This is a genomic window from Thalassospira australica (assembly GCF_000763295.1).
Taxonomy (GTDB): Bacteria; Pseudomonadota; Alphaproteobacteria; order Rhodospirillales; family Thalassospiraceae; genus Thalassospira; species Thalassospira australica.
Window position 1 is genome coordinate 109270 of the sequence record NZ_JRJE01000031.1, and the last position, 14008, is coordinate 123277.

Sequence of the window (14008 nt, forward strand, 5' to 3'; positions counted from 1 at the left end):
CATCCTGTGTTCAGGTGTATCTCAGGCCGCGGAACATAAAGGTTATCAGCAGACTGTCAAGCCATTTTGACGAAAAAGAATGCAAAATTATTGCCCTGCAAAAGTATCGGCGATTTCCTCTTGTCCGGCATAGGCGAGATTCTTGTATTCACTGCGGTTTTTTATAAGTTCCAACGCAATTTCAATGTCGATTTTTTCGTCGTTTGGCTGTGCCGGGCAGACATTCCGAAGTTCCCGGCGGCTTTTTTCGTCCTGATAATCAAGGCTACGCCATTTCATCATGACAGACGCGATTTGATCACGCTCTGATAGCGCCTGTGCGACTTGATGGACTGCGCTGGTATTGGTGTTTGGCTGCGTGCAGATGGCTGGGAAAAGCCCAATTCTGTCAAACGTATATCCCGAAGGGGCGGTCAGGCGTGACCAGGTAAATGTCAGCGTACCGTCATTGGGCAGGTCGTTGATGGCCTGTACGGACCCTTTGCCGAAGCTCGTAGATCCGATCAACACCGCACGATTGCGATCCTGAAGGGCAGCAGCCACCAACTCTGCTGAAGACGCTGTGCGGCCGTCAATCAGGATTACAAGCGGGGCACCTTCACTTAGATCTTTTGTTTCGGCCTTGAAGGTATGACGGGCAACGATCACACGTGAATAGGTCTTGCCGATTGGCCCATTGGCCAAAAACAGGTCAGCAACCGAGACACCTTGTTGCAGCAATCCACCGCGATTGCCACGAAGATCCAGAATGACGCCCTGCAGGCCGCCATCAAACAGTTTTGCCTTGCGGATGCTGTCGGCAAGTGTCGTTGCCGTTGCAGAATTGAAGCTGCTAATTCGGGCAATCAGAACATTATCGCGGATTTCGGTGAAAACGGTGCGGTCAATAACACGCTCCCGCATGATTTCGACCGGGGTGATGGCTTTACTGCCGGCAGGGTTAATTTCAACCATGACAGAACTGCCTTCTTCGCCATGCAACAGATCGGCGGTATAGCGGCTGGCTTTGCCATACATGTCTTCGCCATCGACCGTTAGTATTTGATCGCCCGGGTGCAATCCCGCCTTGAACGCAGGGCTTTCCGGATGAACAATCTTGATGACGGGGTAGCCAGTGCCACCAACAACCCGAACACCGACCCCGATATATCCATCACGGCGGTTGCGCGCGTTTTCAGCGCGTTCGGGGCTTTCATAACGGCTATAGCGGTCCAGATTTCGGATGGCACCGCTGATCAGTGCCGATTCCACATCTTTGGTCGAGCTGTTTCGCAACTTCCACGAATACACACGATAGCTAGCCAGGCCATGAAGCGTCATTTCCGCCCAAACCTGCATATTGTCTGAACCGGTATCGTCGTCGGACAAAGCAGGGAATGGGATGGTGTCGATATTCTGATCGCGATATTGCAAGACCAGATTGTCTGGCGTGATATCTACGCGGATGTCTTCATCAATCGATGACAAACCATCAAGCGTGTTGACCAAAATTTGTTCCCGGCTGATCGGATCAATATAACGGGTTGCGACCAATTCAATTGTTTGGGTCATCAGGTCGCGGGTGCGGAGATCATCAGGCGAAGTAATCCCGACACTATTGGACGTCGTGCAGGCGGCTTGCAAAGCACAAAGTCCGACCGCAGCCAAGATACGCCGCAAACCACGCAAATTGCGATCCGGATTTTGATAGCTGACAATGGAGACGCCTAATGCGACCAACGAAACAATCCGTTTAACACTGGGTAGTAACGCGCAAATTCTAATGCAAAAATCAGCGTTTAGACAATGGTTATCCTTTGATACCCATCGCCCATTGGGTGCCAAGAACAGCGCCCTTGATAAAGGGCAAGAAGCTCAGGCACAAAGCCACAGTGGCCGGCAGCCAGATCGCAAGTTGTAGCGTAAGCGACGGGCTCAGGTTTTGTTCCATCATCAAGGCGCCGGGAACAACGATATGTCCCACAAGGAAGATTGTGAAATAGGGTGGAGCATCATCGCAACGATACTCGCCGATCGGATGGCTGCAGACATCACATTCGTGGCGCAGCTTAAGGTAACCGCCAAATGCAAAACCATGCCCACAGTTAGGGCATTTGCGGCAGAACCCGCGACGCAATCCGGTCAAAAGCTTGTTTCCGGTACTTTTCGAGCTGTCAGGCTGTATTTCTGGGGAAACATTTTGTGGGGCGTTCATAGAAAGCTATTCTCCTGTAACGTCTCAGCGCGCACTTGATTCAGGGGGCGAAAACGGGCATTGAGACGGTGAAGCATCATCAACATGTTCGATCGCCTGAGCAAGCAAAATCGACCCACCCAATTCACCTCTGGGGCGCATACGGATACATTGAAGTATGTTTGTTTGATCGCACAGCCGACAAAGGAGTGACCCAATGGGCAATGCAGACGCGATAGTCGCTGGTCTGAAACAAGACTTCATTGAGGACACACTGGAACGGATTGATCGTATCGAAACGACGATTGATCGTGTTGCCGGGGGGATGGATGAGGCGTCAGCAGGTATTGCTGAACTTCGGCGCGAAGCCCACACTGTAAAAGGCCTTGCCGGTTCTTTTGGTTTCCCGCTGGTAGGGGCTATTGCCCACCGTCTGGAAGATTATATCGCCGACTTGACCGAGATCGATGATCTTGAAGCGGCATCGCTGGTCGATTTCACCAGTTGGACGCGCGAGATCATAGAAAGTGGTACCAACCCGCCAGCCGAAGAAGAAACCCGTATCCTCCGCTCCTTGCCAACACGCAGTGCCAAGGTTGACGAGAAGGATGAGAAATCACAGCTTTCCGTTGCACAGGACAAAGAAATCCTTCTGGTCACGGCAACGGCCGTTCAGGCGCATTTTTTGCAGCGTGAACTGCGCGAAAAAGGATTTCGGACCATCACGGCGCGCACCGCAGTAGAAGCATTTGAAACAGTCGTTCAGTCGCGCCCCGATGCCGTTATTACTGCAGCTGTCCTGGATGGGCTGAGCGGTATTGAACTCGTTCGTGCGTTGGCAGCAATGAAAACCCTTGAAGATAAAAAGCTTGGTTTGCTGACAAGTTTTGATGCGTCTCACCCTGACCTTGAAGGGTTACCCGCAAATGTCGCAATCATCAGCAACCGGGGTAAGCAGACGTCTGAACATCTGAAACAGTTCATCGAAACCATGATCTAATCAAAGTGTCTTCCACCCGGGCTTCAAAGGAAAAGGCGGCCATGTTTGGCCGCCTTTGATGTTCGGCTGGGAAAGATGGGCTATTGCGGTTTGGAACCACCTTTGGCCGCAGTGCGCGATGCGCGGTTGGATGCGACCAGTTTGCGTTGTTTTTTCGGTGTTGTTTTCTTTTTGCCGCCTGCTTTACTCTTGGACTTGGTTGCAGACGTGCCGTCAGGTCCTTTTCCGGCCTTCGGGCCGGATCGGAAACCGGGCTTGCTGCCGTGACGATGGCTACGATCGCCCGGGCTGCCGCCCCGTCGTTTGTTCTGGCCACGACGTCCGCGAGGACGTTCGACCAGATCACGTGCGGTAATATCAGCATGTTCGGCCAGACGCAGTGCCAAAGATCCAGTTGCAGCATCCGCGTCGGCAATACGAACAACAACCGTGTCACCCAGTTGGAATTTCTTGCCCCGGTTCTGCCCGACAAGCGCATGGCTTGCCGCATCATGGACGTAATAGTCATCAGGCAGGGTGGAAATCGGTACAAGACCGTCTGCACCGGTTTCATTTAGCGATACAAACAGCCCGAAGTGGGTCACACCTGAAATCTTGCCCGGGAACTCGGCACCGACCTTGTCTGACATATAGGCCGCGACATAGCGGTCAACCGCATCGCGTTCAGCCATGGCCGCGCGCCGTTCGGTACCGGAGATATCTTCACCAATTTGTTCGAACCGTTCACCTTCTTCGGGGGGCAGGCCGCCTTCGCCCAACTTCAGGCCAGCGATCAACGCGCGATGGACCAAAAGGTCGGCATAACGGCGGATCGGCGACGTGAAATGACCGTATTTCTTAAGCGCGAGGCCAAAGTGACCAATATTGTCCGGGCTATACATTGCCTGAGACTGACTGCGCAGAACGACCGTATTGATCAGTTCGGCCTCTGCGGTGTCCTTGGCCATTTCAAGGATATGGTTGAAATCACGCGGACGCAGGACAGCCGCTTTATTAAGCTTGTATCCAGCGCCTTCAAGAAACTCGCGGAGTGCTTCAAGCTTTTCCTCGCTTGGTGCATCGTGAATACGATACATGCAGGGCTGCTTGATACGTTCCAGTTCCTCGGCGGCACAAACGTTGGCCGCAATCATGAATTCTTCGATCAGTTTGTGACTATCAAAGCGCGCACGCGCTGCGATGGCGACAATCTGGCCCTGTTCGTTAAGCTCAATCTTGCGTTCAGGTACGTCCAGCTCAAGCACGCCACGTTTCTTGCGTGCCTCAAGGAATGCGCCAAACGCGCCATAGAGCGGTTTGATGATCGTATCGACCAGAGGGCCGGTGGTCTCATCCGGATGACCATCCATCGCGCGCTGTACCTGATCATAAGTCAGGCGCGCAGCAGATCGCATCATACCACGACAGAACTTGTGACGCAGTTTGTGTCCATGCTTATCAAGCCACATTTCAACGGCCATACAGCCACGGTCTTCGTGTGGCACAAGCGAACACCAACCGTTTGACAGCTCAAACGGCAGCATCGGTACGACGCGATCCGGGAAATAGCAGCTGTTGCCACGCTTTACCGCTTCGCGATCAAGGGCATCGCCCGGTCGCACATACCAAGAAACATCGGCAATCGCCACCATGAGGTGCCAGCCGCCTTCATTTTCCGGGTCCGGATCTGGTTCTGCCCAAACCGCGTCATCAAAGTCACGCGCATCCGCGCCATCAATCGTGACCAGTGGGATATCGCGCAGATCAGTTCGCTTGCCCATTGGAGTTGCCTTGGACTCACGTGCCTGCAGTTCGACTTCCGGGGGGAATTCAAACGGAATACCGCGCGCGTGGATCGACACCAGGCTGATCGATTTTGGTTCGTTGATGTTGCCAAGAACTTCGGTAATTCGGCCTTTGCGCAACCCGAAATGTTTACCCGGCAGAATCTCGGTCAGCACCAATGCGCCGCTTTCAAGATCGGGATGATCATCAAGCGGGACGGCGATCTCGCCGCTATCCTTGCGGTCGGTGGGCACAACGCGGCCTTCGCGTTCATTGGGGCGGTAAAGGCCCAGAACGCGCTGTGGGCCGCTTCCAAGGACCTTCATGATGCTGGCTTCGTAGGTCTGCTTACCGGTGTAGCGCAGCTTGGCTAAAATCTTGTCGCCGATGCCTGGCGCACTCGGGCCGCCACGACGGATCGATTTCACTACGATCAACGGTGGATCGTAGTCATGTTTCCAAACATTTGGTTTGGCAAGAACTTCGCCGTCATCGTCAATGCCGGTAATCTCAAGAACCTCAACCGGGGGCAGGCGGTCCGGTTTGTCAAACCGCTTGCGCCCCTTGACGACATCGCCGCCAATTTTAAGGTCTTTCAGGATCTTTTTAAGTTCGATCTTGGCCGCACCCTTGATGTTAAAGGCACGAGCGATTTCGCGTTTGCCTACAGGGGTGGGGCTCATATCGATGAACTCGATAATCTCTTCCTTGGTGGGGAAGTGTTTTTTGTCTTCTGTGTCGTTCGCCAACGTTGCGGCGTCCTTTCATGGGTATTCCATAGAAAAGGAAGGCGGCAGTTAATCTGCCGCCGCCTTTTTCTTGGTTGTCTTCTTCGCTGCAGGTTTCTTTGCAGCCGTTTTATTCTTTGCGGGAGCTTTTTTCGCCGCTGTATTTTTGGTCGCCGTTTTCTTCGTCGTGGCTTTGGATGTTTTGCCCGACTTGGCTTCCTTGTCCTTGATCGCCTTTATGGCCATTTCCAGCGTGATATCATCACGTTCGACGTCGCGGATGTTGGCAATGGTTTTCTTGTGTTTCACAAACGGCCCCCAGCGACCAACCGCTACAAAGATCGGTTCATTGTCATCCGGGTGTTTGCCAATTTCCTTGCCTGCTTTTTCGCGCTTATCCGCGATCAGCGTAATGGCACGATTTTCACCAATGGTCAGAACGTCGTCATCAGCTTTAAGCGATGCAAAGATGCTTCCGGCCTGAACATAAGGACCAAACCGGCCAATGTTGGCTTTCATTTCCTCGCCGGTTTCCGGGTAAATCCCGACCAGACGGGGCAATGTCAGAAGTTCTTCTGCTTTCGACAGGTCAACAACCGATGGTTCCAGTCCTTTTGGAAGGGAGGTGCGTTTTGGCTTCACCTTTTTGGGCTTGCCGTTTTTGCCTTCGACTTCCTCTTCTTCGCCTAGCTGAACGTAAACACCGTACGGGCCCTTGCGAAGCGTGATTTCCTTACCGGTTTCCTTATCGATGCCAAGAACCTTTGGTCCAGCATCAAGTTCGGAATCCGCACCATTTTCGTTGGCGACCAACGGACGGGTGAAATTACATTCCGGGTAGTTTGAACAGCCAAGGAATGCCCCAAACTTGCCAAGCTTCAGGCTGAGCTGACCATCGGTGCATTTCGGGCATTTATGCGGGTCTGTCCCGTCTTCGCGGGTCGGGAACAGATAGTTTTCAAGCATCACCTGAAGTGCATCCAGCACATCGGTGATTTTCAGTTCCTTGGCTTCGTCGACATTGCCTTTGAACGACTTCCAGAAATCCTTGAGAACCTCTTTCCAAGCCAGTTTACCCATCGAGATTTCATCAAGCTGGTTTTCCAGATCGGCTGTGAAGTTGTATTGGACATAACGTTCAAAGAACTTCGACAGGAAAGCCGTTACAAGGCGCCCGCGATCCTGTGCAACAAAACGGCGGCGCTCAAGCAGGACATAGTTGCGATCCTGAAGAACCGAAATGATTGATGCATAGGTTGACGGACGGCCAATACCGAGTTCTTCCATCTTCTTGACCAGACTCGCCTCGGTATAGCGGGGCGGGGGCTGGGTGAAGTGTTGATCAATACTGACGGTGCCGAGATCGGGTTTCTGGCCTTCTTTCAAAGGCGGCAGGCGACGATCTTTTTCGTCATCAGAATCGTCATCCTTGCCTTCCTGATACAGTTTCAGGAAGCCATCAAACTTCACGACCGAACCATTGGCGCGCAAAACAACATGATTGTCATTCGAGGACAGATCAACGGCCACCTGATCAAAGCGTGCGTCTTCCATCTGACAGGCAACCGTACGCTTCCAGATCAGCGTGTAAAGCGCGAGCTGGTCTTTATCAAGATGACGTGAAACCTGATCCGGGCGACGGAACAGATCGGTCGGACGGACGGCTTCGTGGGCTTCCTGTGCGTTTTTGGCCTTGTTGGCAAAGCTTCGCGCATTGGCCGGAAGATAGTTTTCACCGTAATCCTTGCCAATTAGCCGGCGTGCTGCTGCCAATGCTTCTTGTGACAAAACCACGGCATCCGTACGCATATAGGTGATCAAACCGACAGTCTCGCCACCAATGTCGATACCTTCATACAAGCGCTGGGCAAGCTGCATGGTGCGCTTTGCACCAAAGCCAAGCTTACGCGATGCTTCCTGCTGCAGGGTTGACGTGGTGAAAGGTGGCTGCGGACGTCGCTTGACGTCTTTGCGCTCAACCTTTGAGACCGTGTAACTTCTGCTTTCAACCTTTTCCTTAGCAACTTTGCCAGCGTCTTCGTTGCCCAGTGCCAGTTTATCAAGCTTTTCACCATTAAGATGTGTCAGACGTGCAGAAAACTTGCCCTCCGGGACTGCGAATCCGGCCTCAAGCGACCAGTATTCATCAGGATTAAAGGCCTCGATCTCAATTTCACGCTCGCAAATCAGGCGAAGGGCCACAGACTGCACGCGACCTGCAGAGCGCGAACCGGGAAGTTTGCGCCACAAAACCGGCGACAGGTTAAAGCCAACAAGATAGTCCAGTGCACGGCGTGCCAGATAGGCATCAACCAGTTCCTGATTAAGTTCACGCGGGTTGGCGATGGCTTCGGTAACGGCCTTCTTGGTAATCTCGTGGAACACGACGCGATGAACATCGCGACCGCGGAGCAGTTTTTTCTGCTCGAGAACTTCAAGAATGTGCCAAGAAATGGCTTCTCCTTCGCGATCCGGGTCAGTCGCGAGGTAGATGGTGTCGGAGTCTCGGGCTGCGGACGCGATTTCACGGATCTGTTTTTCAGATCGTCCGTCCGTTTCCCAGATCATCGAAAAGTCGTTGTCGGTATCGACCGAGCCATCCTTGGATGGGAGGTCGCGGATGTGACCGAATGAGGCCAGCACCTTATAGTCGTCACCGAGATATTTGTTGATCGTCTTGGCTTTGGCCGGGGATTCGACGATGACAAGATTCATTACGTTTTTCGTGTCCGGTTCTTGCGCCCAAGGGCGGTTATTATGCTGTGCTTCGTATAACCCGAATGAGCGGCACACATATATATAGTGTGTCTGTATTTCAGATCAGATTGCGCAAATTGCCGCAAATCACAACAATATTTGTCACGCCTGAATGTGACGCGACTCTCATTTGGCGATACGCGATACCCTATTTCCGGGGTGACGTTCAACCCTTCCTGCAAGTTCTAGTTCAATCAAAATTGTCGAAACCTGCTCGGCAGGCAAGTCCGACGTACGGATAAGTTCATCAATAAGCAGTGGGGAAGACGACAGTAATTCATACAATCTTTCGGTGGTTTTCAAGGCGAGGTCAGGCTCTGAGATTTTCTGTGATAGTTCATTTTTTTCAACGAGTTGTGTGTTATTTTTATCGTTACGGATGGCAGCATCTTGATCAAGTGATGCGAATATCTCGTCATAGGGGGAAAGTGTGGTGTCCGCACTCGATTTTCGGGCGTTTGTGTTGAATGGATGAAATTCTTCAAAAAGCTGCGCATTTTGTTCTGCGGAGCGAATGGCATCAAGAATGACGTCGGCAGAGTCGCACAAAATAGCGCCATCGCGGATCAAGCTGTTGGGGCCAGCCGCGCGGGGATCGGTTGGGGAACCGGGAACTGCAAAAACATCACGGCCTTGTTCTGCGGCAAACCGCGCCGTGATCAGGGATCCGGAATTGCGGCCGGCCTCAATAACGACAGTGCCCAAAGACAGGCCTGAAATAATGCGGTTTCGGCGCGGAAAGTGTCTTGCCTGTGGTTTCAGGCCGGGCGGCATTTCCGAAATAACGCAGCCTTGGTCACATAGCTGTTCGTATAGTTCCTGATGTTCACGCGGATAAATAACATCCACGCCGCCTCCTAAAACTGCAATCGTGCCTCCGGCGTTCAGCGACGTTCCTTGTATAGCTGCGCTATGGGCCGCACCATCAATGCCACGGGCCATGCCGGACACGACGACATAGCCGGCAGAAGTGATCTCGTGACTAAGTTTTCGTGCAAACCCACATCCGTTTGCCGATGCATTGCGTGCACCGACAATTCCGATAGATGTCTTGCCCAGCAGTTCTGTTTTACCAATAGCGTAAAAATAGGGTGGTGCGTCTTCGATGCGGGCCAGTAAATGGGGATACTCAGGATCGCCAAAGATTATCGGTTTTGCATTGCAGGCTTTGGCGGTTTCGATTTCAGCCACAGTATCTTCGCGGTTTGCGAGAATGATTTTTCGCGTTGCTTTGCTATGCGCGATGATGTCAGGAAGCGCTTCAATCGCGGCGCGGGCAGAGCCGAAGCGATCTAGCATTTTGCGAAAGGTAACAGGGCCAATATTGCTGCTTCGCGCCAGTCGCATACGCGCCAGACGTTCTGACTGTGTTAATCGCTGTGGTTGCCGGGTGTTTAAATGCATAACGCCCGGATTGTGGTCATCCGGGCGTTAATTCGTCAAGCTATTCGAAGGAGCAGATCGTCCTTACGGTGCCGGTGTTTCTTCTTTTGCCTGTTTTTTCTTTTGGCCGATCCTTGGTTCCTCACCGCGCAGCAGACGACCAATATTGGCGTGATGGGCAAGCCAAACAATGACGGCAAGAAATACCCCCAGCCAACCTGCACCCGCATCATTGGCAATGAAAAATGCCCCAAGCGGGGCGGCGATCATGGCGATCAGCGCCGAAAGCGAAGAAATGCGGAATATCAATGCCATGACAAGCCATGTCAGGGCGGCACATAGCCCCATGATCCAATTTACCGCTGCCAAGGTACCAAGTGTGGTTGCAACGCCCTTGCCCCCCTTAAATCGCAGCCAGATGGGGAACATATGCCCGATCACGGCCGCGCCACCGGCAAAAATGCCGGCTTCAGCGCCAGACAAATGGGTTAACAGCAGGGCGGCAAATGCTCCTTTGCCCGCGTCGCCAATCAGGGTGAGGAACGCAAGGCCTTTACGACCGGTGCGTAAAACGTTCGTCGCGCCGATGTTACCTGAACCGATCTTGCGGATATCACCAAGGCCTGCCATGCGAGTCAAGACAAGACCAAACGGAATAGAGCCCAGCAAGTACCCGCAGACTGTCGCAATCTGCAGGGACATCAGCATTGCTTTATAGCCTTCATCAAGCTCCATATCAGGCACCTTCCGTAAAGATTTCGCGACCGTCAATCAGGGTGCGCAGCACGCGCCCCTGTGTCAGGCGGCCATCAAAGGGAGAGTTCTTGGATTTCGAATGGAATTGGTAAGGATCAATTTTCCACGGACGATCCGGATCGAAAATCACAATATCTGCCGCAGTCCCCTCATTGAGGGTGCCCGCACCCTTGAAACGCAGAAGCTCGGCTGGCGTGCGCGTCAATTTGGTGATGACCTCAAGCAAAGACATATGTTCATTATGATAAAGTTCCAGCGCAATCGGCAAAAGCGTTTCAAAGCCGACAGCACCGGCAGCCGCTTGGGCAAAGGGCAGGCGTTTTGAATCCGCATCCTGTGGATTATGGTCTGACGCAATTGCGTCAATCGTTCCGTCGGCGAGGCCTGCGACAATTGCCTGTCGATCATCTTCGGATCGAAGCGGCGGCGACAGTTTGGCAAATGTACGATAATCCGAGACCGCATTTTCATTGAGTGCGAAATAGGGCGGTGCAGTATCGCAGGTGACTTTCAATCCACGTTTTTTGGCCTTGCGGATGACTTCAACCGATTCCCCGGTCGAGATGTGGGCAAAATGCAGGCGCCCACCGGTCATTTCAACAAGACGCAGGTCACGTTCAATCTGGATCACTTCTGCCAGCGGTGAAACGCCGGACAGTCCGAGGCGCGTGGCAAGCTCGCCACTGTTCATCGAGGCGCCCTTTGAAAGTTCGGGCTCTTCGGGATGCTGAACAATCATGCCATCAAAGAACGCAGAGTACGAAAGCGCCTGGCGCAAAAGCCGCGCACTTGAAATGGTTTTGACACCATCACAGAAGGCAACAGCACCAGCCTGATGCAACAGACCCATTTCTGTGATTTCGCGGCCTTCGATGCCTTTGGAAACAGCGCCGTAAACAAACACCTTGGCTAAGCCTACTTTGCGGGCGCGTCGTGCAATGAACTCGACGCCTGCTACATCGTCAATCACAGGATCTGTGTTGGGCAGGGCAATGATGGTTGTAACACCGCCAATGGCTGCGGATTTACCTGCCGTTTCAATAGTTTCCTGATGCTCAAAACCAGGCTCACGGAGTTGGGCACGCATGTCGACAAGCCCCGGGGCAAGACAGGCGCCATTCAGGTCGGTGATTTCAAAACCCTCAGGGACGGACATTTCTGTTACGTCTGCGCCGCTTTTTATAATGGTGTCGTCTTCAATCAGAAGGCCACCGGTTTTATCGGTCTGTTTGACCGGATCAAGCAAGCGGGCATTGATGAAGGCTTTTTTGCCTGCACCCTTGGCGCGGATGGCGGGGCTCATGGCTGACCTCCCGTCTTCCTGTGGTTTTGCACGAGCAATTCAAGTGCGGCCATGCGTACAGCAACTCCCATTTCGACCTGTTCGCGGATAACGGAACGTTCAACGTCATCGGCGACTTCACTGTCGATCTCAACGCCACGGTTCATTGGGCCGGGATGCATGATCAAGGCGTCCGGCTTGGCGTTGGCAAGCTTGGCGCGGTCCAGGCCATGAAAGTGGAAGTATTCGCGGACAGACGGAATAAAGCTGCCTTCCATGCGCTCAAGCTGCAGGCGGAGCATCATGACAATGTCGCAATCCTTAAGGCCTTCTTCCATGTCGTGGAAAATCTCGACACCCATGCGGTCGATCTTTGACGGGATCAGGGTTGGCGGCGCGACAAGGCGCACACGTGACCCCATTGTGTTCAAAAGCAGGATGTTTGAGCGCGCCACACGTGAATGGGCGATATCACCGCAAATCGCCACGGTAAGGCGGTGTAGGCGGCCTTTGTGTCGACGGATGGTTAACGCGTCAAGCAACGCCTGTGTCGGGTGCTCGTGGCGTCCATCGCCGGCATTCAAAACCGCGCAATTGACCTTTTCGCTGAGCAGTTTGACCGCGCCGCTGTCACCATGACGAACAACCAGGGCATCCGGGTTCATGGCATTAAGCGTCATCGCCGTATCAATCAGGGTTTCGCCTTTTTTGACCGAACTTGTCCCGACCGTCATGTTGATGACATCGGCCCCCAGGCGTTTTGCCGCAAGTTCGAACGATGTCAGCGTACGGGTGGAATTCTCGTAAAACAGATTAACGACCGTGGCACCGGACAGAATATTGCTGGTTTTGTCCGCAGAGCGGTTTTTTTCCGCGTAATGCTGGGCCCGATCAAGAATAAGGGTGATTTCCCCGGGGGTTAAACCCTCAATACCGAGGAGGTGTGGGTGCGGATAGTGATCCGCCGCTGGTCCCATGACGCTCATGGCGTTGCACAATTCCCTTGGTGTAGTCTTTGATAAATTCGCGCGGAGCATAACGAATTGCCCCTGTCACGAAAAGTTAAATGTTTGGCTGAACCGTTGGGGCAATACCTTTGCAATGAAACATGTTTTTCTGACCAGTCGGTCAGGTTTCAAGATGGCTAAAGGTCGCCAGCGTGCTGTCAAACTGCATGTATTAGAATGGCAATGATCGGCATGACAATAATGGCAAGAAGCGTATGAACCGTGATCACGCTTGCCATCATCTGCGCATCGCCCCCCATCAGGCGCGCTAGAACATAGGCACTGGCAGAACAGGGGAGTGCGGCATACAAAACGACCGCTGCGAACTCAATGCTGGGCAGCCCCAGAGCAAGGCACAGACCTGCTGCAACCGCCGGACTTATGACCAATTTGCCAAAACTTGAAACCCCGACTGGCAAACCAGCGCGCCGCGCAGCAGTTAAATCAAGGCCTGCTCCGACGGCAAGCAGACCAATCGGCAAGGCTGCACGACCAAGCACCTCAAGGAACGGGCCCGCAATCGGCGGTAATCCAATGTCAGAAACGTTAAACAGGATGCCCAACACGCATGCCATGAGAAGCGGGTTTTTAAGAACATCGCGCAGCAGCGATACTAATCCGGGTTTGCGGTCATTGTCCCCCCAATGGATGCAGGCCAGAACCGATATGACATTGACTGTGGGGACAACCAAAGCCACGCAAAGTGCCGTCACCGTGACACCTTGGGGACCAAGAAGGGCTGCGGCAACCGCAAGGCCGATATAGGTGTTCGGGCGTATGGCACCCTGCACAAGGGATGAAAATGTCGCAGGTGACTGTTTCAGGATCGGTTTGATTGCAATGATCAGGGCCGTGCAGATGCCAATTGTTCCCAGCATTGCCGATGCAATACCAATGAGTGGGAGGTCGCCAAGGTCTGCCTTGGCAGTATTGGAAAACAACAGGGCCGGGAATGTGACGAAATAGGTAAGCTTCTCGGCACCGGGCCAAAAGGTATCGGGCAGGAATTTCCGCTGACGTAAAATATACCCCAGAACAATCAAGGCAAATGTCGGAAGCAAAGCGGAAAGAATGGCAATCATCGTGCGGCTTTCAGCGGCTGGCGTCTAACGGTGGGACATGATCTGCAACGGGGCAGGCAATAGTGTTAGCACCATT

10 protein-coding genes are annotated in these 14008 nt (G+C 53.1%); 1 reads left to right on the plus strand and 9 read right to left on the minus strand.

Annotated features, from left to right (window positions below; genetic code table 11):
• Positions 1–87: 87 nt before the first annotated feature.
• Complete coding sequence (locus JF44_RS0113640; RefSeq protein ID WP_238318457.1) at positions 88–1719, minus strand: S41 family peptidase; 1632 nt, start codon at positions 1717–1719, stop codon at positions 88–90.
• Positions 1720–1789: 70 nt separating this feature from the next.
• Entirely contained in the window at positions 1790–2194 is a 405-nt protein-coding gene (locus JF44_RS0113645; protein WP_033069540.1) for a DUF983 domain-containing protein, read from the minus strand.
• A 196-nt stretch (positions 2195–2390) separates the two neighbouring features.
• On the opposite strand from JF44_RS0113645, the gene JF44_RS0113650 reads away from it, so the two are divergent.
• Entirely contained in the window at positions 2391–3173 is a 783-nt protein-coding gene (locus JF44_RS0113650; RefSeq protein ID WP_033069541.1) for an Hpt domain-containing protein, read from the plus strand.
• A gap of 80 nt (positions 3174–3253) precedes the next feature.
• Here JF44_RS0113650 and rnr read toward each other — a convergent pair whose 3' ends face one another.
• From rnr to JF44_RS0113685, 7 genes are all read right to left on the minus strand, one after another.
• Positions 3254–5686 carry a ribonuclease R gene (rnr, locus tag JF44_RS0113655; RefSeq protein WP_033069542.1) on the minus strand — a complete coding sequence of 811 codons (2433 nt, stop codon included), beginning with the start codon at positions 5684–5686 and terminating at the stop codon, positions 3254–3256.
• Positions 5687–5734: 48 nt separating this feature from the next.
• Positions 5735–8380 (minus strand): type I DNA topoisomerase, encoded by a 2646-nt coding sequence (topA, locus tag JF44_RS0113660; protein ID WP_033069543.1) that lies wholly within the window; start codon positions 8378–8380, stop codon positions 5735–5737.
• A 168-nt stretch (positions 8381–8548) separates the two neighbouring features.
• Positions 8549–9769 carry a DNA-processing protein DprA gene (dprA, locus tag JF44_RS0113665; protein ID WP_033069544.1) on the minus strand — a complete coding sequence of 407 codons (1221 nt, stop codon included), beginning with the start codon at positions 9767–9769 and terminating at the stop codon, positions 8549–8551.
• Between the two features lie 120 nt (positions 9770–9889).
• Positions 9890–10540, minus strand: coding sequence for a glycerol-3-phosphate 1-O-acyltransferase PlsY (plsY, locus tag JF44_RS0113670; protein ID WP_081944452.1), 651 nt, complete (start codon positions 10538–10540; stop codon positions 9890–9892).
• Between the two features lies 1 nt (position 10541).
• Positions 10542–11864 carry a dihydroorotase gene (locus JF44_RS0113675; protein WP_033069545.1) on the minus strand — a complete coding sequence of 441 codons (1323 nt, stop codon included), beginning with the start codon at positions 11862–11864 and terminating at the stop codon, positions 10542–10544.
• Positions 11861–12820 (minus strand): aspartate carbamoyltransferase catalytic subunit, encoded by a 960-nt coding sequence (locus tag JF44_RS0113680; protein WP_202901520.1) that lies wholly within the window; start codon positions 12818–12820, stop codon positions 11861–11863. The genes JF44_RS0113675 and JF44_RS0113680 overlap by 4 nt, the downstream gene beginning before the upstream one ends.
• A 188-nt stretch (positions 12821–13008) precedes the next feature.
• Positions 13009–13932 (minus strand): AEC family transporter, encoded by a 924-nt coding sequence (locus JF44_RS0113685; RefSeq protein ID WP_033069547.1) that lies wholly within the window; start codon positions 13930–13932, stop codon positions 13009–13011.
• Positions 13933–14008: the final 76 nt, after the last annotated feature.

Excerpts from the sequence above, each read along its gene's own strand:
- topA (WP_033069543.1), bottom strand. The coding sequence starts at position 8,380 with ATGAATCTTGTCATCGTCGAATCCCCGGCCAAAGCCAAGACGATCAAC.
- JF44_RS0113675 (WP_033069545.1), bottom strand. The coding sequence starts at position 11,864 with ATGAGCCCCGCCATCCGCGCCAAGGGTGCAGGCAAAAAAGCCTTCATC.
- JF44_RS0113645 (WP_033069540.1), bottom strand. The coding sequence starts at position 2,194 with ATGAACGCCCCACAAAATGTTTCCCCAGAAATACAGCCTGACAGCTCG.
- plsY (WP_081944452.1), bottom strand. The coding sequence starts at position 10,540 with ATGGAGCTTGATGAAGGCTATAAAGCAATGCTGATGTCCCTGCAGATT.
- JF44_RS0113680 (WP_202901520.1), bottom strand. The coding sequence starts at position 12,820 with ATGGGACCAGCGGCGGATCACTATCCGCACCCACACCTCCTCGGTATT.
- JF44_RS0113650 (WP_033069541.1), top strand. The coding sequence starts at position 2,391 with ATGGGCAATGCAGACGCGATAGTCGCTGGTCTGAAACAAGACTTCATT.
- JF44_RS0113685 (WP_033069547.1), bottom strand. The coding sequence starts at position 13,932 with ATGATTGCCATTCTTTCCGCTTTGCTTCCGACATTTGCCTTGATTGTT.
- dprA (WP_033069544.1), bottom strand. The coding sequence starts at position 9,769 with ATGCGACTGGCGCGAAGCAGCAATATTGGCCCTGTTACCTTTCGCAAA.